This window comes from Actinoplanes sp. OR16 (assembly GCF_004001265.1).
Classification (GTDB): Bacteria; Actinomycetota; Actinomycetes; order Mycobacteriales; family Micromonosporaceae; genus Actinoplanes.
Window position 1 is genome coordinate 5,713,543 of record NZ_AP019371.1, and the last position, 25,154, is coordinate 5,738,696.

The 25,154-nt window shown below is 70.7% G+C and carries 29 protein-coding genes; 16 read left to right on the forward strand and 13 right to left on the reverse strand.

Annotated features, from left to right (window positions below; translation table 11 throughout):
- Positions 1-5 precede the first annotated feature (5 nt).
- The gene (locus EP757_RS25980) at positions 6-482 is read left to right on the forward strand and encodes an NUDIX hydrolase (protein ID WP_232050007.1); all 477 of its coding nucleotides are present in this window, start codon (positions 6-8) and stop codon (positions 480-482) included.
- On the opposite strand, the gene EP757_RS42925 is transcribed toward EP757_RS25980, so the two are convergent.
- Positions 469-645 (reverse strand): hypothetical protein, encoded by a 177-nt coding sequence (locus EP757_RS42925; RefSeq protein WP_160165887.1) that lies wholly within the window; start codon positions 643-645, stop codon positions 469-471. The two genes, EP757_RS25980 and EP757_RS42925, sit on opposite strands and share 14 nt — an antisense overlap.
- 93 nt (positions 646-738) lie before the next feature.
- On the opposite strand from EP757_RS42925, the gene EP757_RS25985 reads away from it, so the two are divergent.
- Positions 739-1,896: an MFS transporter gene (locus EP757_RS25985; RefSeq protein WP_127550248.1), complete on the forward strand. Its 1,158-nt coding sequence runs from the start codon at positions 739-741 to the stop codon at positions 1,894-1,896.
- Positions 1,897-1,898: 2 nt separating this feature from the next.
- Here EP757_RS25985 and EP757_RS25990 read toward each other — a convergent pair whose 3' ends face one another.
- Together EP757_RS25990 and EP757_RS25995 are read right to left on the reverse strand one after the other, a co-directional pair.
- The gene (locus EP757_RS25990; RefSeq protein WP_127550250.1) at positions 1,899-2,669 is read right to left on the reverse strand and encodes a CAP domain-containing protein; all 771 of its coding nucleotides are present in this window, start codon (positions 2,667-2,669) and stop codon (positions 1,899-1,901) included.
- A 76-nt stretch (positions 2,670-2,745) separates the two neighbouring features.
- Entirely contained in the window at positions 2,746-3,654 is a 909-nt protein-coding gene (locus EP757_RS25995) for an SDR family oxidoreductase (RefSeq protein ID WP_127550252.1), read from the reverse strand.
- Positions 3,655-3,706: 52 nt separating this feature from the next.
- On the opposite strand from EP757_RS25995, the gene EP757_RS26000 reads away from it, so the two are divergent.
- Entirely contained in the window at positions 3,707-4,306 is a 600-nt protein-coding gene (locus EP757_RS26000; RefSeq protein WP_127550254.1) for a TetR/AcrR family transcriptional regulator, read from the forward strand.
- A gap of 39 nt (positions 4,307-4,345) precedes the next feature.
- Here EP757_RS26000 and EP757_RS26005 read toward each other — a convergent pair whose 3' ends face one another.
- Positions 4,346-5,932, reverse strand: a complete 1,587-nt coding sequence (locus EP757_RS26005; RefSeq protein ID WP_127550256.1) for a peptide chain release factor 3 — start codon at positions 5,930-5,932, stop codon at positions 4,346-4,348.
- A 218-nt stretch (positions 5,933-6,150) separates the two neighbouring features.
- On the opposite strand from EP757_RS26005, the gene EP757_RS26010 reads away from it, so the two are divergent.
- The 3 genes from EP757_RS26010 (at position 6,151) to EP757_RS26020 (ending at position 9,488) form a co-directional block, all read left to right on the forward strand.
- Positions 6,151-8,595, forward strand: a complete 2,445-nt coding sequence (locus tag EP757_RS26010; RefSeq protein ID WP_127550258.1) for a molybdopterin oxidoreductase family protein — start codon at positions 6,151-6,153, stop codon at positions 8,593-8,595.
- Positions 8,595-9,065, forward strand: a complete 471-nt coding sequence (locus EP757_RS26015; protein ID WP_127550260.1) for a hypothetical protein — start codon at positions 8,595-8,597, stop codon at positions 9,063-9,065. The genes EP757_RS26010 and EP757_RS26015 overlap by 1 nt, the downstream gene beginning before the upstream one ends.
- A 90-nt stretch (positions 9,066-9,155) precedes the next feature.
- Complete coding sequence (locus EP757_RS26020) at positions 9,156-9,488, forward strand: nitroreductase/quinone reductase family protein (RefSeq protein ID WP_127550262.1); 333 nt, start codon at positions 9,156-9,158, stop codon at positions 9,486-9,488.
- A 254-nt stretch (positions 9,489-9,742) separates the two neighbouring features.
- Here EP757_RS26020 and EP757_RS26025 read toward each other — a convergent pair whose 3' ends face one another.
- Positions 9,743-10,819, reverse strand: coding sequence for a polyprenyl synthetase family protein (locus EP757_RS26025; RefSeq protein WP_127550264.1), 1,077 nt, complete (start codon positions 10,817-10,819; stop codon positions 9,743-9,745).
- Positions 10,820-10,892: 73 nt separating this feature from the next.
- Here EP757_RS26025 and EP757_RS26030 point away from each other — a divergent pair, with 73 nt between their 5' ends.
- Positions 10,893-11,699 carry an alpha/beta fold hydrolase gene (locus EP757_RS26030; RefSeq protein ID WP_232050008.1) on the forward strand — a complete coding sequence of 269 codons (807 nt, stop codon included), beginning with the start codon at positions 10,893-10,895 and terminating at the stop codon, positions 11,697-11,699.
- 75 nt (positions 11,700-11,774) lie between these two features.
- Positions 11,775-12,629, forward strand: a complete 855-nt coding sequence (locus tag EP757_RS26035) for a PRC and DUF2382 domain-containing protein (protein ID WP_127550266.1) — start codon at positions 11,775-11,777, stop codon at positions 12,627-12,629.
- Between the two features lie 44 nt (positions 12,630-12,673).
- Here EP757_RS26035 and EP757_RS26040 read toward each other — a convergent pair whose 3' ends face one another.
- Positions 12,674-13,426, reverse strand: coding sequence for an ABC transporter permease (locus EP757_RS26040; RefSeq protein WP_127550269.1), 753 nt, complete (start codon positions 13,424-13,426; stop codon positions 12,674-12,676).
- Positions 13,423-14,133, reverse strand: a complete 711-nt coding sequence (locus EP757_RS26045) for an ABC transporter ATP-binding protein (protein ID WP_127550271.1) — start codon at positions 14,131-14,133, stop codon at positions 13,423-13,425. The genes EP757_RS26040 and EP757_RS26045 overlap by 4 nt, the downstream gene beginning before the upstream one ends.
- Positions 14,134-14,239: 106 nt before the next feature.
- On the opposite strand from EP757_RS26045, the gene EP757_RS26050 reads away from it, so the two are divergent.
- Both EP757_RS26050 and EP757_RS26055 read left to right on the forward strand, forming a co-directional pair.
- The gene (locus EP757_RS26050) at positions 14,240-15,367 is read left to right on the forward strand and encodes a sensor histidine kinase (RefSeq protein WP_232050009.1); all 1,128 of its coding nucleotides are present in this window, start codon (positions 14,240-14,242) and stop codon (positions 15,365-15,367) included.
- Positions 15,364-16,074, forward strand: a complete 711-nt coding sequence (locus tag EP757_RS26055) for a response regulator transcription factor (protein WP_127550275.1) — start codon at positions 15,364-15,366, stop codon at positions 16,072-16,074. Before EP757_RS26050 ends, EP757_RS26055 begins: the two co-directional genes overlap by 4 nt.
- Here the strand turns inward: EP757_RS26055 and EP757_RS26060 are convergent.
- The 4 genes from EP757_RS26060 to EP757_RS26075 form a co-directional block, all read right to left on the reverse strand.
- Complete coding sequence (locus EP757_RS26060; RefSeq protein ID WP_127550277.1) at positions 16,004-16,759, reverse strand: SAM-dependent methyltransferase; 756 nt, start codon at positions 16,757-16,759, stop codon at positions 16,004-16,006. The two genes, EP757_RS26055 and EP757_RS26060, sit on opposite strands and share 71 nt — an antisense overlap.
- Positions 16,760-16,853: 94 nt before the next feature.
- A complete protein-coding gene (locus EP757_RS26065; protein WP_127550279.1) occupies positions 16,854-17,648 on the reverse strand; it encodes a hypothetical protein in 795 nt (264 codons plus the stop codon).
- Positions 17,649-17,721: 73 nt separating this feature from the next.
- Positions 17,722-18,336, reverse strand: coding sequence for a YdeI family protein (locus tag EP757_RS26070; RefSeq protein ID WP_127550281.1), 615 nt, complete (start codon positions 18,334-18,336; stop codon positions 17,722-17,724).
- Between the two features lie 14 nt (positions 18,337-18,350).
- Positions 18,351-18,716 carry a helix-turn-helix domain-containing protein gene (locus EP757_RS26075; RefSeq protein ID WP_127550282.1) on the reverse strand — a complete coding sequence of 122 codons (366 nt, stop codon included), beginning with the start codon at positions 18,714-18,716 and terminating at the stop codon, positions 18,351-18,353.
- Between the two features lie 109 nt (positions 18,717-18,825).
- Here EP757_RS26075 and EP757_RS26080 point away from each other — a divergent pair, with 109 nt between their 5' ends.
- From EP757_RS26080 to EP757_RS26090, 3 genes are read left to right on the forward strand one after another with little or no spacing between them, the layout of a single operon-like run.
- Positions 18,826-19,662 (forward strand): NAD(P)H-binding protein, encoded by an 837-nt coding sequence (locus tag EP757_RS26080; RefSeq protein ID WP_127550284.1) that lies wholly within the window; start codon positions 18,826-18,828, stop codon positions 19,660-19,662.
- Positions 19,663-19,672: 10 nt separating this feature from the next.
- Positions 19,673-20,290: a DUF998 domain-containing protein gene (locus EP757_RS26085; RefSeq protein WP_160165888.1), complete on the forward strand. Its 618-nt coding sequence runs from the start codon at positions 19,673-19,675 to the stop codon at positions 20,288-20,290.
- Positions 20,287-20,529 (forward strand): hypothetical protein, encoded by a 243-nt coding sequence (locus EP757_RS26090; RefSeq protein WP_127550288.1) that lies wholly within the window; start codon positions 20,287-20,289, stop codon positions 20,527-20,529. The genes EP757_RS26085 and EP757_RS26090 overlap by 4 nt, the downstream gene beginning before the upstream one ends.
- 44 nt (positions 20,530-20,573) lie before the next feature.
- Here the strand turns inward: EP757_RS26090 and EP757_RS26095 are convergent, their stop codons facing one another.
- Positions 20,574-21,437, reverse strand: a complete 864-nt coding sequence (locus EP757_RS26095; protein WP_127550290.1) for a trypsin-like serine protease — start codon at positions 21,435-21,437, stop codon at positions 20,574-20,576.
- Between the two features lie 108 nt (positions 21,438-21,545).
- Between EP757_RS26095 and EP757_RS26100 the strand changes: the two genes are divergently transcribed.
- A complete protein-coding gene (locus EP757_RS26100; protein WP_127550292.1) occupies positions 21,546-22,205 on the forward strand; it encodes a response regulator transcription factor in 660 nt (219 codons plus the stop codon).
- Positions 22,202-23,278 (forward strand): HAMP domain-containing sensor histidine kinase, encoded by a 1,077-nt coding sequence (locus EP757_RS26105; protein WP_127550294.1) that lies wholly within the window; start codon positions 22,202-22,204, stop codon positions 23,276-23,278. Before EP757_RS26100 ends, EP757_RS26105 begins: the two co-directional genes overlap by 4 nt.
- On the opposite strand, the gene EP757_RS26110 is transcribed toward EP757_RS26105, so the two are convergent.
- Complete coding sequence (locus EP757_RS26110) at positions 23,271-23,747, reverse strand: MarR family winged helix-turn-helix transcriptional regulator (protein WP_232050010.1); 477 nt, start codon at positions 23,745-23,747, stop codon at positions 23,271-23,273. The genes EP757_RS26105 and EP757_RS26110 overlap by 8 nt on opposite strands.
- A 117-nt stretch (positions 23,748-23,864) precedes the next feature.
- On the opposite strand from EP757_RS26110, the gene EP757_RS26115 reads away from it, so the two are divergent.
- Positions 23,865-25,121, forward strand: coding sequence for an amidohydrolase family protein (locus EP757_RS26115; protein WP_127550297.1), 1,257 nt, complete (start codon positions 23,865-23,867; stop codon positions 25,119-25,121).
- Positions 25,122-25,154: the final 33 nt, after the last annotated feature.

Consider the following 25,154-nt stretch of genomic DNA (forward strand, 5'->3'; position numbering starts at 1 on the left):
CAGGAATGGCCGAGGATTTCACTGCCGGGCTGCCGCGGAAACGGATGGGGGCCGGGGCTCTGCTGACCGATGATCAGGACCGGGTTCTGCTGGTCGAGCCGACGTACAAGGACTACTGGGAGATACCCGGTGGCACCGTGGAGGCCGACGAGTCGCCGCTGGCCGCCGTGATCCGCGAACTCGACGAGGAACTCGGCCTGGTGATCGGGCCGGGGCGGCTGCTCGTGGTGGACTGGGTGCCACCGCGGGCCGGGCGTACCGAGGGCCTGATGCTGCTCTTCGACGGCGGAACCGTCACGCCCGCGCAAGCCGCCCTGATCCGGGTGCCCGCCGCCGAACTGCGGGGATGGGCCTGGTGCACCGTGCCGGAAGCGGAGGAGCGGCTCCCGGAGTTGCTGGCGCGCAGGATCGCCGCCGCCGTGGAGGCCCGGAAGGCGGGCGTCACGGCGTACCTGGAGAACGGGTTCGCTACTTCTTGTTGAGCAGGCCGGTGGACCGGGCCACGACCGCGCCGCCGGCCAGGATGGCGATCGGGAGGATCGTGAACCAGAGGGGTGCGGCGTGCACGGCCGCGAGCAGGGCGATCGCCCCGAGCGCGACGGCGAAGAGGACGAGCATGACCAGCGCGACGCGGACCTTCGACACCCCTGGACGATAACGGCTGTCGATCGCTGAGGTGGTGCTAGTCGCTCGACATCGTTCGATTCGGGTGATGCGGGCTCGTGATGGGGTTGCGTGGTGGACGTCGATGTTCGGAATCGGACCGCCCAGCGCATGCTGCTGCTCGTGTCGGCCGGCTATTTCGTGAGTGTCTGGGCTTGGGGCCTGCTCAGCCCGCTCGCGCCGCTGACGCGTGACACCGCGGGACTCGGCGGGATCGGTCAGGCGCTGGTGGTCGCGCTGCCGGTGCTGGTCGGTTGTCTGGGGCGCGTTCCGGTGGGTGCGCTTGCTGATCGGTACGGCGGAAGGGCCACATTCCTGGCCGTACTGGCGGTCTCGGTCGTCGCGCTCGGGATCCTGGCGGCCGGCGGTCACCGGTCGGCGGCGGGCCTGCTGATCGGCGGGGCGCTGCTCGGGGTCGCCGGCACCACGTTCGCCGCGGGGGTGCAGGTGGTCAGCGGCTGGTTCCCGGGCGCCGGACGCGGCGTGGCGCTGGGCGTGCTCGGGATGGGCGTCTGTGGCAGCGCCGCGGGTGGGCTCACCGCCGTGCGCTGGGCCGGGGCGTACGGGATGGCCGCCCCGTTCCTGATCAGCGCCGCCCTGCTGACCCTCTGCGCGGTGGCCCTCGCGGTCTTCGGCCGGGACGCGCCGGCCGGGCCCCGGGAGCCGGGCCGGCTGCGAGCGGCGCTGCGACTGCCGATCACCTGGCGGGCCGGCGGCTGGTATTCGGTCCAGTTCGGACTGTTCGTGGCGTTCTCCGTCTACCTGCCGGTCTACCTCGACGACTCATACGGCATGCCGGCCGCCGACGCCGGTCTGTGGATGGCCGGCTTCGTGATCGTGGCGGTCCTGGCCCGCCCGCTCGGCGGCTGGCTGGCCGACCGGATGCCGCCGGCCCGGCCGCTGTCGGTGTCGCTCGCCGTCCTCGCCGTCGCCGCCGGGATCCAGTCGTTCCGCCCGCCGCTGCCGGTCGTGGCCGTCGTCCTGCTCGCGATGGCGGTGTCGCTCGGCGTGGCCAGCTCGGCCACCCTGGTCCGGGCCGCCGAGGGCGCCGGCCCGTCACTGGTCGGGCTGGTGACGGGCCTGGTCACGGCCACGGCGGGGCTGGCCGGCTTCGCGGCGCCGGTGCTGATGGCCTTCTCGTTCTCGGCTACCGGCGCGCACGGCCCGGCGGTGGCGCTGCTCGCCGTGGCAGCCGGTACGGCAGCGTGGTCGGCCGCCCGGAAAGGACGATGACGTCAGGCCGGGGCCGCGAAGTTCTGGGTCCAGTACTTGGTTCCCGACGACGACGAAGCCAGGCCGACGCCGAGCTGCTCGTAGCCGCAGTTGAGGATGTTCGCCTTGTGGCCGGGACTGTTCATCCAGCCCTCCATGACGCTCTCGGCGCTGGTGTAGCCGGCCGCGACGTTCTCGCCGACGCTGCGCCACCGGTAGCCCTCGGCGGTGACCCGGTCGCCCATGCTCGCCTCGCCGGGCAGCTGGTGCGACATGGTGTTCTGGTCGGCTTGCAGCTGCGAGTGCTTCTGGGCGGCCGCTTCCAGCCGGGACTCGGTGGTGAGGCCGTCGCAGCCGGCGGCCTGCCGTTCGGTGTTGACCAGCCGGAGGATCTCGGCCGCCACGGATTCGTCGACGGCCGGCGCTGCGGTGGTCTTGGTGGGCGTGGCGGTCTTGCTGGTCTTCGGTCTGGCCTTCGCGGCGACGGTGGCCGTGGGGCTCTTCGAAGGGGTCCTGCTCGCGCTGGGCGAGGGCGCGGATGCCGACGCCGACGCCGACGCCGGCGCGGATGCCGAGGCCGTCGCGGAGGGCGACGCTTCGAGGGACGCGGCCGGCGACGGCTCGTCCGCCTGCTCGGCGGTCACGACCGCTTCCGGGGTGGTCGCGGCGAGGCGGATCTCGGTGTCCCCGGCGGTGCTCCCCGCGATGATGGCCGCGGAACCGGCGCCGATCATGCCCAGAGCCCCGATGGCTGTCAGGGTGTAACGGATCCGCCGGTTGGTGGGGCTGGGCACGAACTTTCACCTCGTCGACTCGTAGTGACCGACCCACTATTCCCGGCGCGGAGGCAGCGATGATCATCGCTAAGGGTTACTTAAGGTTCGGCTCAGCACTTCGTAAGTCAGGAGCGGCCACGGCGCCGGTGATGTGGCGCGCCCAGTTCGGGCGGCGGCCGTCGACGTCGGAGAGGTCGTACTGCTCGGCGAGGTCCCAGGACGTCAGGACCTGGCCCGCTCGCTCGGTGACCGCGGGATCGGCGGCGAGCGCGGCGATGGCCCTGCCGATGTAGCGCGGGGTCTCGGAGGCCAGGAAGTGCGGATCGCGGTCGCCACCGTCGCGCCAGTTCGCCTCGGTGACGCCGAAGGTGTCGAGCATCGCCTCGGACCGCAGGAAACCGGGGGTGACGGCGAGGGCGGTGATGCCGTGCTCACGCAGCTCCTCGGCCTGGGCCAGGGCGAGGCGATTGACGGCGGTCTTGGTGAGGTCGTAGGCGAGGTTGCCTCGGTACTCCTCACCGAGTCCATCGGTCACCTCGATGATCAGGCCGGAGCGGCGCTGCAGCATCAGCGGTACGGCGTACCGGCTGGTGATGAAATGGGTCAGCACCGCGCGCTCCCACATGGTGCGGAACCTGTCCAGGTCGAGCCGCCAGAACGGCGTCCCCCACTCGGACAGCGGATCGCCGCCCCAGATGTCGTTGACCAGCAGATCGAGTCTGCCCTGCTCGGCGCGGATCCGCTGGATCAGCGCCTCGACCTGCCCGGGGTCGCTGTGGTCGCAGCGGACGGCGATGCCGTGCCCACCCGCGGCGGTGACCAGATCGGCGGTCTCCTCGATCGTCTCGGGGCGGTCCATGTCCGATCGGCCGGCCCGGGAGCTGCGGCCGGTGACGTAGACGGTCGCGCCGGCGGCCCCGAGCTCCACGGCGATTCCCCGGCCGGCGCCGCGGGTGCCTCCAGCGACCAGCGCGACGGTTTCTGACAGAGATGTCGTCTGCATCGAGTTAGTGAACCACGATTTACTAACACGGGCGACCCGCTATCGTGCAGCCATGGCTCGACCCCGGACCGTCTCCGACGCCGCGATCCTCGCCGCCGCCGCGCACGCCGTCGCGGAGGCGGGTCCTGCGAACGTCACGCTCGCCCTGATCGGCGACCGCGTCGGGCTGACCGCGGCCGCGCTGCTGCGCCGCTTCGGTTCCAAGGAGAAGCTGCTGCTGGCACTGGCCCGGGACGCCGTCGCGACAGTGCCGGCCCGCCTCGTCGCCGCGGCGAGCGCCGAACGTCCGCTGGCGGCCCTGATCGACGCCTTCGTGGCGATGGCCGGCGCCGTCCGGAACGCGAGCGAGTTCGGCAACCACCTGGCGTTCCTGCTCATGGACCTGTCGGTGCCGGAGTTCCAGCAGGTCACCCGGGCGTACGCAGCCGGCGTCGAGGCGGCCGTCGGCACGGTGCTGCGCGCCGCGGCGGCCACCGGGGAGGTGGACCCGGGCCGTGTCGACGAGGAGGCGGCCGAGGTGATCCACGCGGCCTACAACGGCGCGCTGATCACGTGGGGGATGGCCGGCCAGGACGGCACCCCGGCCGACCACGTCCGGCGGCACCTGATCCGCGCCACCCGGTCGCTGACCGGGTCAGGCGTCCAGGTGTAGCGCCGGGTCAGGTGTCGAGGTGTCGAGGTGTGGCGCCGGTCAGGCGTCGAGGTTCAGCTCCGGGTAGCGGCTCATGATCGAGCGCATCCGCCACTTGTGCGGGAAGAGCGCGAGCAGGGCGCCGTCGCGGGCGCGGGTCATCACCTCGACGTTCGACTCGGCGCGCAGGATCTCCCGGCCTGCGGCGTCGGTACGGGCGGCGATCTCGTACGGAAGATGGTTGAGCTGAACCTTGACCCCGAACTCGGCCTCGAGGCGATGCGCCGCCACCTCGAACTGCATCGGGCCGACCGCCGCGAACACCGGGGACTGGTCGCCGCGCTGCTCGGACCGCAGCACCTGCACGACACCCTCGCCGTCGAGCTGCTCGATGCCGCGGCGGAACCGCTTGAACGCCGCGGTGTCGGACGTGCTCACCACGGCGAAGTGCTCCGGCGGGAACGAGGGGAGGGCGGGGTACTGCACGGCGTCGCCGGCGTACAGGGTGTCGCCCATGCCCAGCGACGTGGCGTTGACCAGGCCGATCACGTCACCCGGGTAGGCCTCGTCGATGGTGTCGCGGCCCTGGCCGAAGATCTGCTGGGCGTACTTGGTGGTGAACGGCTTACCGGTGCCGGCATGCGTGACGATCATGCCGCGCTCGAACCGGCCGGAGTTGACCCGGACGAACGCGACCTGGTCGCGGTGGGTGCGGTTCATGTTCGCCTGAATCTTGAACACGAACCCGGAGAAGGTGCCGTCGACCGGACGCTCGGATCCGGCGACGGTCGGACGCGCCGAAGGCGCCGGAGCGAGCTCCAGCAGGATGTTCAGGAGTTGACGTACCCCCAGATTGGCGACCGCGGCCCCGAACAGGACCGGCGTGCTCTTGGCGGCCAGGAACTCCTTCTCGTCGTAGTCGGCGCCGGTCATCTCGAGAAGCTCCAGCTCCTCGGTGGCGGTGACCCAGTCCGCGCCGTACCGCTCGGCCGCCTCCGCAGCGGTCATCTCCTCCTCGATCGCCAGGTCGGCGCCGCCGGGGGAGCGCTGCATCCGGGTGAAGTCGCCGGTACGCCGGTCGATCACGCCCTGGAAGTGCCCGGCGATACCGACCGGCCAGGTCAGCGGCGCCGGCTTCAGCCCGATCCGCTGCTCGATCTCGTCCATCAGCGCGAGCGCGTCCAGCCCGGGCCGGTCCCACTTGTTGATGAACGTGATCACCGGGATCCCGCGCTGGCGGCACACCTCGAACAGCTTGAGCGTCTGCGGCTCCAGACCCTTCGCGGCGTCGAGCAGCATGACCGCGCTGTCGACGGCGGTCAGCACGCGGTAGGTGTCCTCGGAGAAGTCGGCGTGCCCGGGCGTGTCCAGCAGGTTGATCACGGTGTCCTGGTACGAGAACTGCAGCGCCGCGGAGGTCACGGAGATACCGCGCTCCTGCTCCATCGCCATCCAGTCGGACACCACACCGCGCCGGTCACCCTTGCCGTGCACCGCGCCGGCCTGCCCGATCACGCGAGCGTGCAGCGCCAGGGCCTCGGTCATCGTCGACTTACCGGCGTCCGGGTGCGAGATCACCGCGAACGTCCGCCTCCGGCTCGCTTCCCGGGCGACTCCGGACGCCGGCGCCGGCACGTTCTGACTCACACTCTGCTCCTTCTGACCAGCAACCCGACCATTCTCCACGATGCCCGAGGCGACCTCCCCACCGAGTACGTCCCGTGACCGACCTCACCGGTCCGGCGAGGGTCCTCGGAAGGCCGGCCGCCCTCGCCGCCGTCACCGCCCGCGCCGGCGCCACCCACACCCGGACGGATACAGCCCGTCCGCGCATGAACCGCCTCCGGCAGGGTAGGCGCGACCTCATGACGGACAGGATCGCTGACATCTGGGGTGAGCGGACCCCGCACGCCAAAGGCACCGTCTGGCCCGCGCGCGTGGATCAGCATCTCGAGGACGGGATCGACGAGGAGCAGGTGGAGCAGTGGGTGCCGAGCGCCTGCCTGCTGTGCAGCAACGGCTGCGGCTGTGACATCGCGGTCAAGGGCGGGCGGATGGTGGGGATCCGCGGGCGGGCCGGTGATGTCGTCAACCACGGGCGGCTCGGGCCGAAAGGGCTCTACGGCAGCACCGCCTGGTCGCGGTCGGCGGATCGGCTCACCAGGCCGATGATCCGGGTGGACGGCGTGCTCACCGAGTGCGACTGGGACACGGCCATGGCGAGGATCGTGGAGCGGTCGAAGCAGCTGAGTCCGCTGGAGCACGGCTTCTACACCAGTGGGCAGCTGTTCCTGGAGGAGTACTACACGCTCGCGGTGATCGGTAAGGCCGGCATCGGCACGCCGCACATGGACGGCAACACCCGGCTGTGCACGGCCACGGCCGCGGCGGCGCTCAAGGAGTCGTTCGGCGCGGACGGGCAGCCCGGCTCGTACACCGACATCGAGCACTGTGACGCCATCTTCCTGTACGGGCACAACATGGCCGAGACGCAGACCGTGCTCTGGTCGCGGATCCTGGACCGGACCCGCGCGGACGACCCGCCGGTACTCGTCTGTGTGGATCCCCGGCGTACCAAGGTCGCCGAGGAGGCGGAGCGGACCGGAGGCGTGCACCTGGCGCCCCGCGTCGGCACCAACCTGGCCCTGATGAACGGCCTGACCAGGGAGATCCTGCATCGGGGATGGGTGGACGAGAAGTGGGTGGCCGCGCATACGCTCGGCATCGACGACCTGCGAGCGATCGTCGAGCCGTACACGCCGGAGCACGTCGCGGAGATCTGCGGGATCGACGCTGAGAAGGTCACCAGGGCCGCGGAGATCTTCGGCACGAGCGCGAACGTGCTCTCCACCGTGCTGCAGGGCTTCTACCAGTCGCACCAGGCCACGGCGAGTGCAGTATCGGTCAACAACCTTCATCTGCTCCGCGGGCTGATCGGCCGCCCGGGCTCCGGGATCCTGCAGATGAACGGCCAGCCGACCGCGCAGAACAATCGTGAGTGCGGCGCCGACGGTGATCTTCCGGGCTTCCGCAACTGGGACAACGAGCAGCACGTGCGAGAACTGGCCGGGTTGTGGAACGTCGACCCGCTGACGATCCCGCACTGGGCGCCGCCCACGCACGCCATGCAGATCTTCAGCTACGCCGAGGAGGGGTCGATCCGGCTGTTGTGGATCTCGGCGACGAACCCTGCGGTGTCCATGCCGGAGTCGGCCCGGATCCGGCGGACACTGGCGGGAGAGCAGTGCTTCGTCGTCGTACAAGATCTCTTCTTGACCGAAACCGCCCGCCTCGCGGATGTGGTCCTGCCGGCTGCGGGCTGGGGTGAGAAGACCGGCACGTTCACCAACGTCAACCGCGTCGTGCACCTGTCCGAGAAAGCGGTCGAGCCCCCGGGCGAGGCCCTCAGCGATCTTCAAATCTTTCTTCGGTACGCCGGAGCGATGGACTTCCGGGACGACGACGGCAATCCGCTGATCCCGTGGCGGACGCCGGAGGAGGCGTTCGACGCTTGGCGCGAAGCCAGCCGAGGGCGGCCCTCGGACTACAGCGGCCTGTCGTACGCGAAGCTCCGTGGCTCCGGAATTCCCTGGCCGGTCACCGACGCGGCGCCGGAGGGCACCGACCGGCTCTACACCGACGCCGTGTTCCCGACCGCTACTGATCGGTGCGAGACCTACGGCCACGACCTGCTCACCGGCGGGACCGTCACCGAGCAGGAGCATCGCGCGCTGCGCCCGGACGGCAGGGCGTTCCTCAAGGGCGCCGAGTACACGCCGGCACACGAGCCGGTCAGCGACGAGTATCCGCTGCTGTACACGACCGGGCGGACCGTCTACCAGTTCCACACCCGCACGAAGACCGGCCGCGCGGAGTCGCTGCGGCGCGCCGCCCCGGACATGTGGGTCGAGATGTCTCCACCGGACGCTGCGGGCCTGGGCATCGACGAAGGCGATGTCGTACGGGTGGAGTCGCCGCGCGGATGGCTCGAAGCGCCGGTCAGGATCGGTCACGTGAAGGAGGGAACGGTGTTCGCGCCGTTCCACTACGGCGGTGACCCGGGCCGGCAGGCGAACGAACTCACCATGACCGTCTGGGATCCGGTGTCGAAGCAGCCGACGTTCAAGACCGCCGCCTGCCGTGTTACCAAGGTCCGCGAGGGCGGGTGGCCGGCGCCGGCGCCGACCACTGCCGCGTCAGCGCCGGCCGGTGCGGGTGTGCCGCCCACGGCCGGGGGAGCGCCGACGGTCAGCCGGGTGGTGCCGGTCCCCTCGTACCCCAATGATCCTGCTTCGATCGGAGGCCGCTGATGTATCTCGTGATCTATCTCGGTCTGGCGCGCCACGCCGAGCAGACGATGGCGGACTCGCTGCGGACCGTCGGGCAGGGCCACGCGCAGCATCCCGACGTGCTCTTCACCTGTCAGGCCCTGGCGAAGATGAGCGACGAGCACGTGCGGCGGCTGACGCCGATCGTGGAGCGCTACGGCGAGCAGCGGCACGGGCCGGAGGTCAGCGAACCGGAGCGGTTGCACGCCGAAGGGCTGGCGTCGGTGCGTACCGGGCCGGTCGGTCTGCTGCGTGATCTGCAGGACCTGCACGTCCTCGGCACGCTGACACAGACCACCTGGACCGTGGTGCGCCAAGCGGCGCAGGGCCTGCGCGACGCCGAGCTGATCGCGGTGTGCGACCACGCGTCGCGGCAGAACTCCCGTCAGCTGTCCTGGCTCAACACACGCCTGAAGGCTGCCGCGCCCCAGCCACTGATCGTCGGCGGTTGACCCTTCACCGCCGCCTCGGCCGCTGGGCGATGCCCCGGCTGGGCAGCGCGGCCTCGACCTGAAGCCGGGTTGAGGTCGCATGATGGCGGGATGAACGTGACCGACCAGGTGGAGATCACCACGATCGGGCGGCGCAGTGGCCGGCCGCGGCGGCTGGAGACGTGGCGTTATCTGGCCGACGGCCGCTACTGGCTGACCGGCAGTCCCGGCCGCCGCGACTGGTACGCGAACCTCGCCGCCCACCCGGAGTTCACCCTGCACCTAGCCGATCGTGACGTGCCGGTGCGGGCGCGCCTGGTGACCGATCCGGACGAGCGGGCCCGCGTCTTCGGCGAGATCGTGCCGGCCCTCTCCTGGGCCGGCACCCTCCAGTCCTGGCTGGACGGCAGCCCACTGGTGGAAATCCTGCCTGTCGGGTATTGACGCCTTTTGCCGCGGACCGGACGGCGGCGCACCCTTCCTCCGGCGCATGCTGAGGCAATGGATGCGCTCATCGTCGTTCTCGCGGTCGTCGCCATGTTCGCCGGCGCCGTCGGCGGCGCCCTGCTGATCGTCCTCACCCCGCTCAACGGCAAGCGCTGACCGGCCGCGGGAAGCACCGGCGGCAAGCGCCGGCCGGCCGTGGGAAGCACCGGCGGCAGCGCTGACCGGCCGCGGGAAGTACCGGCGGCTCCGCCTCACGCGCTGCGACTGGTCGCCGCCTCCGCCAGGCCGAGCAGGACCGACCGCGCGGTGTCGTCGATCTCCGACGTGTCCAGGGCGGAGAGCGACCGCGCCAGCAGATCCGCGATCATCTGCTCCACGGCAGCCAGCGCACCCGTCTCCACGATCACGCCGCGCAGGACGTCGATCTCGGCGGGGCCCGGCGGCGGCCCGCCGAGCAGCGATGTCATGGTGTCCCGCTGCGCGGGAGAGCCGTCTCGCAGGGCGAGCGCCACCAGGACGGTCCGCTTGCCTTCGCGGAGGTCGTCGCCGGCGGGCTTGCCGGTCTGTACGGGGTCGCCGAAGACGCCGAGGACGTCGTCACGCAGCTGGAACGCCTCGCCCAGCGCCAACCCGAACCGGGAGAGGCTGGTCAGCAGGGCGTCGCCGGCGCCGGCCAGCTGGGCGCCGAGCAGCAGCGGATGCTCGACGGTGTATTTCGCGCTCTTGTAGTGCATGACGCGACGGGCCCGGTGCAGCGCGCCCATTCCGAGATCGCCCCCAGCGCCGGCCACCTGTTCCAGCAGGTCGAGGTATTGGCCGCCCATCAACTGGGTGCGCATGCCGTCGAAGATGCGGCGGCCGCGTGCCAGCGAGGGCCAGGGCAGGGCGCTGCTGCTGTAGAGCGAATCGCTCCAGGTCAGGCAGAGGTCGCCGGCGAGGACGGCGGCGGAGACGCCGAAGTGGTCGGGATCCTTGGACCAGCCGTGGCCGCGGTGCAGGGCGGCGAAGCGGCGGTGCATCGACGGCGCGCCGCGGCGGGTGTCGGAGGCGTCCATGACGTCGTCGTGGATCAGGGCGGCGGCCTGCAGGAACTCCAGTGAGGCCGCGGCGGTGACGATGCCGGGTTCGGCGGCGGCGCCGGTGGCACGCCACGCCCAGTAGCAGAACGCGGGCCGCAGCAGTTTGCCGCCGTTCATCAGGTCGGCGACGTAGTGCACCAGGGGAGCGCAGTCGTCGCTCACGTCGGCGAGCAGTTCCGCCTGCATGGCGAGGAAGCCCTGGACGGTCTCCTGAACCTGGGCGCGCAGCGCAGATATCTCGCTCATCATGATTCTTTATTATCAAGAAATCCACTCGCGTTACAATGATCCATAACGTCAGGAACAACCAGGAAGCAGCACGTTGACGCGCAACCCGTTCGTTCTGATCTCGCCGGCCATGGGGATCGGATCCCGGTACTACCGGCCACTCGTCGCGGCGTTCACCGAGCAGGGCTGGCAGGCACGGGCGCTGACCCGGCGCGGCTTCGAGAGGGAGGGACCCCGGGCGCTGCGGGCTTCGCGGGCGCACGACTGGTCCTACGCCGACGAGATCGACGACATGGCGAGCGCGGTCGCGGAGAGCGGGGCGCAGGATCCCGGGCGTCCGGTGATCCTTCTCGGTCACAGTCTTGGTGCGCAGATCGCGGCCGGGCACCAGTTGACACAGGATCCGGCGGACGGGGTGGTCACCGTCGGCGGCTGTCTGCCGTACCACCGCCATTATCCGCTCGGTGGGCCGCACCTCGTCCTGATGGGCGGGGTGATCGTGCCGGTCCTGACCGGGCTCTTCGGGCATCTGCCGAAGCCGGCGTTCGGCGGTCCGGGCGCGCGGACGCTGATGCGCGAGTGGGGGCGGATGGCGGTCACCGGGCGCACGCCGTTCCCGTCCGGTGAGGCGATCACCAGCCCGTCGTTGCTGATCGCCCTGGAGGGTGACCGGCTGGCGCCCCCGTCGGCGGTCGAGAAGTTCGGCACCCGGCTGTTCGCGGCGGACAGCGTGACCCATTGGGTCTACCGCGATGCCGACGTTCCGGACGGCGCGAGCAATGACCACATCCATTGGGTCAAAGAGCCAGGCCTGGTCGTACGCCGGACCGCCGCGTGGTGGCAAGTCCACTCAAGGGTGATGAACCGGCATGAGAACCCAAACAAGGATTCACTCCTCTAAGAGGTACTAAGTGCCGTGAATGGGGCGGAACTCGCCGGGTAGCAAACGAGGCAACCCCAAGCGAAGGAGACGCTCGTGATCGCTCAGGACAAGATCCATTCGCTCTACGACCTCGACGTCATCGACCGGGACGGTGACCGGATCGGATCAGTCGGTGCCGTGTGGAACGACGCCGCGGGACAGCCGGCGTGGGCCAGCGTGCGCACCGGGTTGTTCGGCCTCAACGAGTCGCTGTTCCCGCTGCAGCACGCGGACCTGCGCGGCGGCCGGTTGGTGGTGCCGTTCGACAAGGCGACGGTCAAGGACGCGCCGAACGTGGACGCCGACCACGACGAGCCGCTGTCCCGTGACGAGGTGGACCGGCTCTACGAGCACTACGGGTTGAACTGGGAGGAGACCTACCGCGCCTACCAGGCCGGAGGCGGCGTCACCAACCGTTCCCACCAGGGCGCCCGCGACTACGAAGGCGGCCGGGAGGACGACGGCGCCCGCGACTACGACGGCGCCCGCGACAGCACCCACGACTACGACGGTGACCGGGAGAGCGACGCCATGACCCGCTCGGAGGAGCGGCTCACCGTCGGCACCGAGAACGAGCGGGCCGGCCGCGCCCGGCTGCGCAAGTACGTGGTGACCGACCAGGAGCGGGTCTCCGTGCCGGTCAGCCGCGAGGAGGTCCGCCTGGAACGGGAGCCGGTCACCGAGGCGAACCGCGGTGACGCGTACGCCGGGCCGGACATCACCGAGTCGGAACACGAGGTCACCCTGCACGCCGAGCGCCCGGTCGTGGACACCGAGGCCGTCCCGGTCGAGCGGGTCCGGCTCGGCAAGGAGACGGTGACCGAGGAGCGGGAGGTCGCCGGCGAGGTCCGCAAGGAGCGGATCGAGGCGGATCTGCCGGACCAGCGAGGCCGGCACACCCTGGACTGACGGGGTCGGCGGGGGAGTCGCCCGCACGGGCGGCTCCCCTCGTACTAGAAATCTCGGCGGCCGAAACTGATCGCTCCGAGACCGAGCGCGAGCACGACGTAGGCCACCGTCACGCCGATCGCGCCACCCGGGGAGAGCAGGTAGGGGTGGTCGCTGCCGGCGAGTTGCGGTGTCAGGTTCGGCAGCAGGATCGAGGCGAAGCGCAACTGCCACACGGTCGGCAGGAAATGGGCGAAGACCGGGCAGACCAGTACGAGGGCCCCGAGCGTGGTCAGCGCCGCCGCCGTCGACCGCATCACCGTGCCCAGCCCGAGCGCGACCAGGCAGGTCACCAGCACGATCAGCGTCGCGGACAGAACGGTCGGGACGGCGTCCGTCCAGTGCGGCCACGGGTTGATCGGTTTCGGACGGTCGCCGAGCAGCAACCGGGCATCGGCGAAGGCCAGCAGCGCGAACACGGCGCCGCAGACGAGCCCGATGAAACCGGCGACCGCGGCCTTCGCGCCGATCAGGACGTGCCGCCGCGGGACGGCGAGCAGCGCGGGCGTCCGCTCACCGGTGATCAGCATCGCGCCGATCGCGCCGACGAAGAACATCACGAACGGCATGGTCACCACTGTCGGATCGGCGGTCTCGTAGTTGGCCTGATCGGCGGGGGAGGCCGCGTCGTACGAGCTGACCAGCAGAAACAGGATCAGCGCGCCCAGGCCGGTCACGAGCACCCCGCCGGCCAGCAGAGCCCAGGTGGAGCGCAGCGAACGAACCTTGAGCCACTCGGCTGCGATGGCGTCCTTCATCGGTACTCGACCTCCTGATCGGTCAGTTTCAGGTAGACGTCTTCCAGGGTTTCGCCGTGCGCGGTCAGCTCGGCCATCGACGCGTCGGCGAGCAGCCGGCCCCTCCCGATGATCAGAACCCGGTCGGCGGTGAGGGCCATCTCGGTCATGAGGTGGCTGGAGAGCAGCACCGTGCGGCCCTCGGCGGCCAGCGACCGCAGCGTCGAGCGGATCCAGCGGACACCCGCCGGGTCCAGGCCGTTGACCGGCTCGTCGAGCACGATCACCCCGGGGTCGCCGAGCAGGGCGCCGGCGATGCCGAGCCGCTGCTTCATGCCGAGCGAGAACCCACCCACCCGCTTGTCCGCCACCGTCGCGAGCCCGGCCTGCTCCAGGACGGCGCCGACCCGGGCCGTGCCGATGCCGTTGCCGCGGGCCAGGCAGTTCAGGTGCGCGAACGCGGTACGGCCCGGATGGGCGGCGTCGGCGTCGAGGACCGCGCCGACCTCGTGCAGCGGGCGGTCGATCTCGGCGTAACGCCGCCCGCCGATCAGAGCCCGGCCGGAGGTGGGCCGGTGCAGGCCGAGGATCATGCGCAGCGTGGTGGACTTGCCGGCGCCGTTGGGGCCGAGGAAGCCGGTCACCACGCCGGGCCGCACCGCTGAGGAGAGCCGGTCGACAGCGAGCGCGGACCCGTACCTCTTGGTCAGCTCTTGAAGCTCGATCATGCACTGATCGTGGCGTGGTCATGGGCGCCCCCGCGTCTGCCCGCGATCGTATGACCGTGGTCAGACGCGGACATCGCGCATGGTCGGTAGCTTGAGGCGCGTGGACGTGGCCATCTCCGTTGTCTTGACCTATGTGATCGGCTCGGCGATCGTGGACCCGCCGGGACCGGCGTACTCCGGTCCGATATGGATCGCCTGGATGGCCGCCCTGTCGACGGCGTTGCCTCTGGTGTTCCGCCGTCGCCGGCCGGTGCCGGTCCTCCTCGTCGTGCTGACGGCCGCCACGATCACGACCGCCGCAGGAGTCGTCGGGGTCGGGGTCATCGTGCTGACCTGGGTGCCGGTCGGATTGGCGCTTTACACCGCGGCCACCGTCGTCGGGCGCTTCGCTGCTGTTGCCGCACTCGTGGGCGGTGTCGTGGCGGCGGCCGTCACGATCCCGTGGCTCTATCTCCGCGTGGACATCGCCTCCGCGCCGAACAGCGAAGTCCCCCTCTGGTGGCAGGTCGAGCTCGGCGTCGTGGTCGTCGTCCTGGTCACGTCCTGGGCGATCGGCCGGCTGATCCGCTGGCGGCGGGCACTTCAGGCGGAGGCCGCTCAGCAGCTGGCGCGTGAGATGGTCGCCGGGGAGCGGCTGCGGATCGCCCGCGAGCTGCACGACATCGTCGGGCACAGCCTCAGCCTGATCGCGGTGAAGGCGTCGGTCGCCAACCACATCGCCGTGCAGCGCCCGGAAGCCGGCCAGGAAGCCCTGCGGGCCATCGAGCAGACCAGCCGGTCGGCGCTCACCGAGATCCGCCGGCTGCTCGACGTGCTGCGCGACGACTCCTCCGCCGACCTCACGCCGACGCCGGGCACCGCCGACCTGCCCGAACTCGTCCGGCGTACGCAGCCGGCCGGCCTGCGCACCGACCTGACGATCACCGGCACCGAGGATCTGCCGCAGGCCCTGGACCTCACGATCTACCGGATCGTCCAGGAGTCGCTCACCAACGTGATCAAGCACGCGGGCGCCTCGCACTGCACGATCACGGTGGCGGCCTCGGGTGGTTCGGTGCGCATCGACGTGACCGACGACGGCGGCGGCCGGCCGCCGTCGAACGGCCGGGGGCAGGGTCTGATCGGCATGCGCGAGCGTGTTTCCCTGTACGGCGGACAGCTGACCACCGGACCCGTTCCGCAGGGCAGCGGCTTCCGGGTGACCGCCACGATCCCTCTCGAGGTTCCCGCATGACCGACATCTCCGTCCTCCTCGTCGACGACCAGGCGCTGATGCGGGAGAGCTTCCGCGCGCTGCTCGACGCCTCACCCGGCTTCACCCCGGTCGCCGAGGCCGGAACCGGCGCCGAAGCGGTCCGGCTCGCTCAGCAGCACCAGCCCGACGTGGTGCTGATGGACATCCGGATGCCGGAGATGGACGGCATCGAAGCGACCCGGCAGATCTGCGCCTCGGCCCCGGACGTCCGGGTCCTCATCCTCACCACGTTCGACCTGGACGAGTACGTCTTCGCCGCCCTGCGCGCCGGCGCCAGCGGTTTCCTGGTCAAGGACACCACCGCCGCCGACCTGCTCACCGGCATCCGCCTGGTCGCCGCCGGGGAGGCCCTGCTCGCGCCCCGGGTGACCCGGCGGCTGATCTCGGCTTTCGCCTCTGCCGGAACCGTCACCGCGGAACCGTCCCCGCTGCCGATCACCGATCGCGAACGGGAGGTGCTCACCCTGATCGCCCGCGGACTGTCGAACACCGAGATCGCCACCGAGCTCTACCTCGGCGCGGGTACCGTGAAGACGCACATCACCCGTCTGCTCAGCAAACTGGGCGCCCGCGACCGTGCCCAGCTGGTCATCACCGCCTACGAGTCCGGGCTGGTCACGGCTTCTTCGCAACCGCCCCATACGCGTCAAGCCACTCCACCGGGCCGTCCGGGCGCCACTCGGTGAGCTGCACCAGACCCGGGTCCACGAGCTCCAGCCCGGCGAAGAGGCTCCCGATCGATTCCGGACTGCGGAGGATGTACGGAACCCCGCCGCCCTGCGCGAGCCGCTCGGCGCCCTCGACCACGGCCGGCGTGGTGTCGGTCCCGTCCCAGAGCACCAGATAGCTGCCGCTCGCGGTGGCCCCCGTCATGGTGTCCACGATGGACTTGACGACGCCGAGGTCCGGCTCGTAGCCCAGCACCCCCATGAACATCACCGCGATCGGCTGATCGAAGTCGAGCACCTTCCGCGCCTCGGCGAGAATCAGCTCAGGATCGTGGTAGTCGGCCTGGACGATCCTCTCCTTCCCGCCCGTCAGCCTCTCCCCGTGCGCGATCACGAGCGGATCGTTGTCGACGTAGAAGACGGTCGAGCCGGGCGCCACCGCCTGAGCGACCTCATGGGTGTTCTGCATGGTCGGCAACCCGGTCCCGACGTCCAGGAACTGCCGCACTCCCGCCTCGGCCGCCAGCCACCGCACGACCCGGATCAGAAACCTCCGGGACTGCCGGGCCATGAGCACGATCTCGGGATAGACCTGCGCCACACCGTCACCGGCAGCCCGATCCGCAGCGAAGTTGTCGGTGCCACCCATCCAGTAGTTCCAGATACGAGCCGCATGCGGCACCTCAGGCCGAAGATCACTCATCAACCGTGTCTACGACACCCACTCCCGATTCGCAAGTGTCGATTCCTCTGCCCGCCCGCGAGCCCGCGACCGACGGCTCCTGCAGCCAGGTCGCTCAGTTCTTGGTCTCTATCTCGGCTCGCATGTCGGGGAAATCGCCCTTCACGTCGACCGCCGTCTCGTAGAAGTAGAGGATCATGCCGACGCTGCCCTCGTCGACCCAGCCGCAGATCGCCACGTCCTCCTTGGCGACGGTGGTGCCGCCGCACTGGGCGACGCCGCCGAGGGAGCCGGTGCTGGCCGGGGAGACGCTGGTCAGCTGGCTTTCCCCGCTGAACGACTGGAAGACCGTGTCGAGCATCAGCTGCGGGTCGTCGACGTCCACCTCGGCCGCGAGCGCCGCGATCATCTTCTTGTCGGCGAGGTCGCCGTAGACGGCCCCGAACGCGTTGGCCGCGCCCGGATAGCCTTCCAGCTCCTTCTCCAGATCCGTGGTGAGCGACGCCAGCTCCTCGGCCTCGATCTTGGCGTGCCCGTTCAGCGTCTTCGGCTCGCTGATCGTGATGTCGACCTGGCCGGGGCCGGGATCAGCACTGGCACCGGAGCTGGGGCCGGCGCTCGTGGTGCCGCCGCCGATCAGCTTCTTACCGGCCAGGTAGAAGACGGTGGTGCTACCGACGAGAAGAACCAGTCCAATCGCGACCGAAAGCAGAACGATAGGGATTTTTCGCGATTTAGGTGGTGCCGGGGGAAAATGGGGTGCGTAACCGGTCGGTTGAACGAAGGTCGGCTGCGCGAAGTGCGGCTGCTCGAAATTCGGCTGCTCGAAGAGCGGCTGCGTGTGCTGCGGCGTCTCATAGGGGTCGACCGCCGGCGGAAAATGTTCACCAGGTGGCGGAGGGTATGACATCGACGCTCCCGTCATCGGCGCTGTCCGTGGATCCTAACCACCAGGCTTCCCGGTACGCCGGGAGCGCCACCTCTCACCGGTCCTCATCGCGCGACGGGGGCCGGGCCTTCTGCGCGTAGAACGTCTCCTGCCGGGCCAGCATCGCCACGAATTCGACGATCTTCCGTTCTCGCGTCTCCGCGCGTTTGACGGCATTGAGCCGATGAATCAGCGCGAATCGATTCGCCTTGGTGAGGACGTCGAGCATCGCCTGTGCGTCAGGGTTCGCGGCGATCGCGGCCAGCAGATCGGCCGGCACCTCGGCCTCCGAGGGCGGGGCGTACGCGGCGGCCCACCTGCCGTCCGCCTTGGCGGCGTCGACGGCGGCGCGGCCCGCCGGAGTCATCAGGCCGAGTTCCTCCAACCGGGCGACGTGCCCGACGTTCCGCTGCGACCAGGAGCTGCGGGCCCGGCGCGGCGTGAACCGGATCCACGACGACTCCTCGTCCCGCTTGCGGGCCTGCCCGTCGATCCACCCGAAGCAGAGTGCCTCGTCGACGGCCTGCTGCCAGGTCAGCGTCGTGACGGTCCCGCCTTTTCTGGTCAGCGCCAGCCACACGCCGTCGGACACGGCATGGTTCTCCTGCAGCCAGGCCCGCAGCGCCGCAGCGTCCGCGACGACGAGTTCATCCAGTTCGGCCTTCCCCATGCCAGGCAGGCTAGTCACCGGAGTCCCGCGTCGTAGGCCCGCCGCGCCCGGTCGACGTCCGGAAGGCGATCGTCGGCCCAGGTCGCCAGGTGGGCGAAGAGCGGGCCGAGGCTCGCGCCCAGCTCGGTGATCTCGTACTCGACGCGGGGCGGCACCTCGGCGTGGTAGGTCCGGGCGACCAGACCGTCGCGTTCGAGCCGGCGCAGACGCTGGGTGAGCACCTTCGGCGTGATGCTGGTCAGCTGCCGCTGCAACTCCACGAACCGCTGCCGGCCGCGTTCGTGGAGCAGCCACAGGATCGGAGTCGTCCACCTGCTGAACACGATGTCGACGACCGGCGCGACCGGGCACGCCAGCTCGGGGTCCGCTGACCTCTTCATGTGCCCTCCGTCACAAACCCACTACTATCCTCTAGGTACCTACTATCTCCACGACACTAGCGTCCTTCTCGGTCGCGCGAACGCCGCGGCCGGAAGAGGAGTCACCACCGTGTTCGTCGTGACAGGAGCCACCGGGAACGTCGGCCGTACGCTGTCCGCGATCCTCGCGGCGTCGGGTGCGCCAGTGACGGCGGTGTCCCGGGGCCGGCGCCCGATCGCGGTTCCCGACGGGGTCCGCCATCACCGCGCGGACCTCACGAGCCCGGACAGCCTGCGGCCGGCGCTGACCGGCGCCGAAGCCGTGTTCCTGCTGGTCGAGGGCGCCGGGGCGCACCTCGACGTTCCGGAGATCCTGCGGGTCGTCACCTCGGCCGGCGTGAAGCGCATCGTGCTGCAGTCCTCGCAGGCCGCCGGCACCCGGCCGGGGTCGGCATCGCATGCGCCGCTTCAGAGGATCGAGGATGTCGTACGAGGGACCGGCCTCGCTTTCACCATCCTTCGCCCCGGAGGTTTCGCCTCCAACACCTACGCGTGGGCCGAATCGGTCCGCGCCTCGCGAACGGTCACCGCACCGTTCGGCGACGTCGGCCTCCCGGTGATCGACCCGGACGACATCGCCGCGGTGGCGGCCGTCGTCCTCGCCGGTGGGCACGACGGCCACACCTACGAACTGACCGGCCCGGCCCTGACCACGCCACGCTCCCGTGCCGCCGACCTCGCGACAGCCCTCGGCGAGCCGATCCGTTTCGCCGAGCAGTCCCCGGACGAGGCCCGCGAGCAGATGCTGACGTTCATGCCACCACCGGTCGTCGACGGCACCCTGGCGATCCTCGGCGCCCCGACCGCCCAGGAGCAGCGGATCAGCCCCGACGTGGCCTCGATCCTGGGCCGCCCACCTGCCACGTTCGCCTCGTGGGCTACCCGCAACATCGAGGCCTTCCGCTGACAATGGCCCGGTGACATCACCCGCACCGTGGTGGGCGCTGCTGTCCTCGGCAGCCGCGCCCGCCCTCCTGATCGGCGGCTGGACCGCAGCGGCCCACCTCCAGCCGTACGCCTTCGACAGCACAGTGCAGACGATCAGCGCCCTGGCAGCCCGGACCGCCACCGACCGCTGGCTGATGACGACGGCCCTGATCTGCGTAGGCCTCTGCCACGTCGTGACGTCACTGGGCCTGCCCGCGGCCGCCCGCCCAGGCCGCCTCGTCCTCGCTCTCGGCGGCGTGGCAACAGTGCTGGTGGCGGCGTTCCCCCTCCCGCCGGCCGGCCCGGCCCCAGCCCACGCCGCGTCGGCGACCGTGGCCTTCACCGCCCTGGCGCTCTGGCCGGCCCTGTCCTGGCACCGGCACGCCGACGTCCCGATCACCCTGCGCCCCGCCATGGCCTGCGCCGCCGCCGCAGTCCTCCTCGGCCTCGTCGCATGGTTCGCGGTGTCCCTCACCACCGGCGACCACGGAGGCCTCACCGAACGCCTGGCCGCCGCGGCTCAGGCGTGCTGGCCCTTGCTGGTGGCACTCTCCACCCGCCGCGCCGGGCCGCCGCCGTTTCACCGCGGTGGTTGGATGGGCCGGTGAGCGATGCGTGGGATGAGGAGTTCTCGCCGGCGGCCGGCACCCGGAGCTTTCTGGCCTGGGCGCAGCGGATGGGCGCGTCGGAGCTGGGCGAAGCCTACGACATGCTCGAACAGTTCGAGATCGGCAACGACGTGCCCGAGGTGCTGGGCGACGACGACACCGTCGATGCCGTGCGGGAGGACCTGGAGTTCGGCATCGCGACGGTCGGGCCAGGCGTCGAACTGACGGCCTTGCTCTAAGGCCGGCGGAGCGAGTATTCGGCCGGATGCCTCGCTCCTGCGGGCTATCGCCGGGCTGCCGGAGAACTGAGGCCGCGGTCGACACCGGCTGTGCGAAGAAGCGGGCGCGAGACGGCGGCCAGCACCACGGCGAGGAGGGCCGCTGCCGCCAGCGCGTAGGAGGGAAGGGGCCTGTCGGCTGTCGTGTCGGTGATCCAGTCGGTGAGGTTGTCGACGCGGGCGCTGTAGTCGGGGCCCGGATGGGGGCAGCCGGGGCCGGTGCTGACGACCGCCACCAGGGCGAGCGGCTTCTCGCGGAAGTACGGGCCGCCCGAGTCGTGCGGGCAGGGGCTGGTGTCGGGGCGCGGAGAGCGGCCCGAGGCTTCCAGGGTCACCGGATCGACGTGGCCGACGGTGAACAGGCCGGTCTGCATCCGCCGGGCCGGCGTGCCGTCGCCGAGGAGACCGAAACCGGTCAGGCGCAGCACCTCGCCGCCGGTCGGGGAAGCGGTGGCGAGCGGGATCGGGGTGATACCGGTGACCGGATCGGCGAGTTCGGCCAGTGCCACGTCGGTGTGATCGGCCTGGTGTACGTCGACGACCGTCACCTCGTACCCCGCATCGCTCTGCACATCCGTGCGTCCGATGATCGCCGTGGTCTGCTCGGCGACGGTCCGGCTGACCCGGTCACCCGAGGCGTCCCGGAAGCAGTGACCGGCGGTGATCACCCAGCGGGGTGCGATCAGCGCGCCCGAGCAGGAGCTGTCGCGGGTGCCGCCGCCGTCGGCCGGCAACCCGGTCATGGTCAGCAGGACCGAGAACGCATAGGCGCCGGTACGGGCATCCTCGCCGCCGGCGATCGCCGCGGCCGGCTGAGGGGCTGCGAAGACGGTGGTCAGGACGGCCAGGAGAGCGAAGAGTCCGCGCATGCCGCCCAGAATCGCCGCCGAGCCGTTCGCCCGATGTCAGAGGCTTCTTTATCCGCAGCTGACGGAAAGTGTGCGAATCTGACCCGGCGGCGGGGGAGGGGACGAGGAATGCGCGTGCTGGTGGCCGACGACGAGCAACTGCTGGCCGACACGGTGGCCCAGGGGTTGCGGCGTCTCTCCATGGCGGTCGACGTGGTCTACGACGGCGACGCCGCGTTCGAACGGCTGGGCGTCAATCGCTACGACGTGGCGGTCCTCGATCGGGACATGCCCGGCCGTACCGGCGATGATCTCTGCCGGTGGATCGTCGAGTCGCTGGACAACACCAAGATCCTCCTGTTGACCGCGGCGGCCGGGATCCGGGACCGGGTCGAAGGGCTCGGGCTCGGCGCCGACGACTACCTGACCAAGCCGTTCGCGTTCGCCGAGCTGGCCGCCCGGGTGCAGGCGCTGTCCCGCCGATCGGCCGCGGCGCTGCCGCCGGTGCTGGAACAGGACGGGATCGTGCTGGACAGCACCCGGCACACGGCCTCCCGGGACGGCGATCTGCTTTCGCTGTCGTCGAAGGAGTTCGCGGTCCTGCACGTGCTGCTGCGCGCCGGCGGGCGGGTGGTCAGTTCCGAGGAGCTGCTGGAACAGGCGTGGGATGAGCATGCGGACCCCTTCACCAACACGGTACGGATGACAGTGATGACCTTGCGCCGGAAACTCGGGGATCCGCCCGTGCTGCACACGGTCCGCAGGGCCGGCTACCGGCTCGGCGTATGAGCCGGCGCATCCTGCTGCTCTGCGGGCTGTTGCTGGCCGGCGGCCAGCTGGCCCGGCCGGTCGCCGAGTGGCTGCTCACGTTCTGGTTCCAGTTCGGCCCGCCGTGGTGCCTGACCGAGCCCGGCCGGGTTCCGGACGGCGGCCCCTGCCTGGTGCTCTACAAGTATCCGAGCCTGGTCCACTACATCGCGCTGCTGCTCGTGCTCGCGGCCGGCCTCGCCCTCTGCTACCCCCTGGTCCGCTGGTGCCTGCGCCCGCTGCGGGATGTCGTCGCGGTGATCGCGCACGTCGGCCCGCAGAACCTCGGCCACCGGCTGCGACCCGGTCCGGGCCGGGACGAGCTGGCGGTGCTCGGCCGCACCATCGACGAGATGATGGACCGGATCGCCGTCGGCTACGAAGCGCAGCGCCGGTTCGCCGCCGACGCCTCGCACGAGCTGCGGACACCCCTCGCCGTGCAGCGCACGCTCATCGAGGTCGGGATGGCCGGTGAGCTGAACGCCGACCAGCTCGACCTGCTCACCGGTCAGTTGCTGTCCACGAACGAGCGCAACGAGCGGCTCATCGAAGGGCTGCTGACGCTGAGCGAGAGCGACCGCGGCCTGGTCACGCGGGAACCGCTGCGACTCGACGAGATCACCGCGGACGTGCTGGCCGCGCATCGCGCACGGGCCGCCGATGCCGGGTTGACGATCACCAGCCGGCTTTCCCCGCGTACCGTGATGGGGGAGAAGGTGTTGTTGGAACGCCTCATCACCAATCTGATGCAGAACGCCGTGAAGTACAACAGGCCCGGTGGAACCATCGATGTCCAGGTGGGCAGTGTTCAGGGGGGCGGCGAGCCGGCGCTGATCGTGGCGAACACCGGCGACGACGTGCCTCCGGAGGATGTCGCGGCGCTCTTCGAGCCGTTCCGGAGAAGGGCGGCCACCCGCATCGATCACAGTGGCGGCGCCGGGCTCGGGCTGTCGATCGCGCGATCCATCACGCAGGCCCACGGTGGCCTGATCACCGCCACCTCGACCGGCAAGGACGGCCTGACCGTCGAGGTGGAGTTCCCCCCGGTCAGCTGACGTCCCCGCGCTCCGGCACGAGCGGGAGACGGGAGGCGCTGTCGGCATATTTCACGAGCAACCGGGCCAGCTCCAGCCGCTCGCCCTCCGGCCAGTCGCGGGTGACGAACTCGAACGCCTGCCGGTACTGCCGGCGGAAACGGTCCATCAGCGCGCGGCCGTCGTCGGTCAATCTCACGATGGTACGGCGACCGTCCTGCTGCGAGGCCGCTCGCAGCAGATAGCCATGGGTGATGCAGTCGCTCGCCATCCGGCTGGCCACCGACGGGTCGACGCCGAGCTGGTCGGCGAGGTTGCCGACGGTCACCTCCCGATCGTCGGCCTCGGCCTCCTCGACCAGGTTGAGGACCAGGTTGCGGGTCAGATCCTTGCGGTCGGGAGGCGGGCTCACCGGGGCCTGCATCGTGCGCCGCCGCATCCGGGCGAACGCGCCGCCCACCGCGTCCAGCAGCTGTTGTTCCGAGGTCACCCCGGCAGCGTAGCGCAGAGTGTGCCGCAGCGCATATACGTGCAATGTTGCATGCATCTGCGTACTGTCATTAATGTTCGGCAGGACACGCAAAGTAACGGGAATCGAGGCGGCACCATGAGTACGGCCATCACGAACGTGCGGGTGTTCGACGGCGAGAAGGTCCTGGAGGCGGCCACCGTCGTCATCGACGGCGCGACGATCGCCGGGGTCGGCGGCGAACCACCCGCCGGAGCGGAGATCGTCGACGGCGGCGGCGGGACGCTGCTGCCGGGCCTGATCGACGCGCACACCCACAGCTCCGACGACGCCCTCGCGGTGGCGCTGCGGTTCGGCGTCACCACCGAACTCGAGATGCAGGGCATGAACACCGCGCCGAACCGCGCCCACATCACCGGGAACGACCGGCTCGCGGACGTGCGGTCCGCGGGATTCGGGATCACGCCGCCCGGCGGGCACCCCAGCGAGCTGATGCCCGATGACTTCGAGTTCGGTGGCCCTGACTCCGGTGGCCCTGACTCTGATGGCCCTGACTCCGGTGGCGATCAATCCGGCCCGATGCCTCTGATGCCGTTCGCCACCACGCCGGAGGAGGCGGTCCGCTTCATTCCTCAGCTGATCGAGGCGGGCTCGGACTACATCAAGTTCATGGTCGACGACGGGTCCGTCGAGGGGCACCCCGGCCTGCCGATGCTCGATCAGGCCACTCTCGACGCCGGTGTCGCCGAGGCGCGCCGCCGGGGCATGCTGACGATCGCCCACACCCTCACGGTCGACGCCACCCGGATGGCCCTCGACGCCGGGATCGGCGGCTTCGCCCACCTGTTCATGGACCGGCCGCACACCGCCGAGATCGTCGAACGCATCGCCGCGTCGGGCGCGTTCGTCGTCCCGTGTGTCGTGCTCGACGCCTCCATGATGGGCATCACCGCGTCATCGCTCGCCGACGACCCGCGGGTCGGCCCCCGCCTCGGCGAAGCCTGGACGAACCTGCTGCGCGGCAGCTACGACCGCTACCCGCAGGGCCGGCTCGACGACGTGCTCGCCTCGGTCAAGGCCCTCCACGACGCCGGCGTCGACCTGCTGGCCGGCACCGATGCGGCCCCGTTCCCGCTGCCGTTCATGGCCGGGGTGGCGCACGGCGCGAGCCTCCACCACGAGCTGGGATATCTGGTCCGGGCCGGGCTCACCCCGGTCCAGGCGCTGCGCGCGGCGACCTCGGTGCCGGCCCGCCGTTTCGGGCTCGCCGACCGCGGCCGGATCGCTGCCGGGCTCCGGGCGGACCTGCTGCTCGTCGACGGCGACCCCACCACGCGCATCGGCGACACGCTGAACCTGCGCACCGTCTGGCGGCGCGGCACAGCCCTTTCGTGAAACGCCGAACGGCGGCCCGGCTCGAGTGCGCCG

Bases quoted from the DNA above. Each gene is read 5' to 3' on its own strand.
- EP757_RS26025 (WP_127550264.1), bottom strand. From the start codon at position 10,819: ATGATGAGCGAGATATCTGCGCTGCGCGCCCAGGTTCAGGAGACCGTC.
- EP757_RS26015 (WP_127550260.1), top strand. From the start codon at position 8,595: ATGTATCTCGTGATCTATCTCGGTCTGGCGCGCCACGCCGAGCAGACG.
- EP757_RS26040 (WP_127550269.1), bottom strand. From the start codon at position 13,426: ATGAAGGACGCCATCGCAGCCGAGTGGCTCAAGGTTCGTTCGCTGCGC.
- EP757_RS26070 (WP_127550281.1), bottom strand. From the start codon at position 18,336: ATGGGGAAGGCCGAACTGGATGAACTCGTCGTCGCGGACGCTGCGGCG.
- EP757_RS26045 (WP_127550271.1), bottom strand. From the start codon at position 14,133: ATGATCGAGCTTCAAGAGCTGACCAAGAGGTACGGGTCCGCGCTCGCT.
- EP757_RS26065 (WP_127550279.1), bottom strand. From the start codon at position 17,648: ATGTCATACCCTCCGCCACCTGGTGAACATTTTCCGCCGGCGGTCGAC.
- EP757_RS26020 (WP_127550262.1), top strand. From the start codon at position 9,156: ATGAACGTGACCGACCAGGTGGAGATCACCACGATCGGGCGGCGCAGT.
- EP757_RS26075 (WP_127550282.1), bottom strand. From the start codon at position 18,716: ATGAAGAGGTCAGCGGACCCCGAGCTGGCGTGCCCGGTCGCGCCGGTC.
- EP757_RS26100 (WP_127550292.1), top strand. From the start codon at position 21,546: ATGCGCGTGCTGGTGGCCGACGACGAGCAACTGCTGGCCGACACGGTG.
- EP757_RS25980 (WP_232050007.1), top strand. From the start codon at position 6: ATGGCCGAGGATTTCACTGCCGGGCTGCCGCGGAAACGGATGGGGGCC.
- EP757_RS26000 (WP_127550254.1), top strand. From the start codon at position 3,707: ATGGCTCGACCCCGGACCGTCTCCGACGCCGCGATCCTCGCCGCCGCC.
- EP757_RS26095 (WP_127550290.1), bottom strand. From the start codon at position 21,437: ATGCGCGGACTCTTCGCTCTCCTGGCCGTCCTGACCACCGTCTTCGCA.
- EP757_RS25995 (WP_127550252.1), bottom strand. From the start codon at position 3,654: ATGCAGACGACATCTCTGTCAGAAACCGTCGCGCTGGTCGCTGGAGGC.
- EP757_RS26010 (WP_127550258.1), top strand. From the start codon at position 6,151: ATGACGGACAGGATCGCTGACATCTGGGGTGAGCGGACCCCGCACGCC.
- EP757_RS26105 (WP_127550294.1), top strand. From the start codon at position 22,202: ATGAGCCGGCGCATCCTGCTGCTCTGCGGGCTGTTGCTGGCCGGCGGC.
- EP757_RS26060 (WP_127550277.1), bottom strand. From the start codon at position 16,759: ATGAGTGATCTTCGGCCTGAGGTGCCGCATGCGGCTCGTATCTGGAAC.
- EP757_RS26055 (WP_127550275.1), top strand. From the start codon at position 15,364: ATGACCGACATCTCCGTCCTCCTCGTCGACGACCAGGCGCTGATGCGG.
- EP757_RS26115 (WP_127550297.1), top strand. From the start codon at position 23,865: ATGAGTACGGCCATCACGAACGTGCGGGTGTTCGACGGCGAGAAGGTC.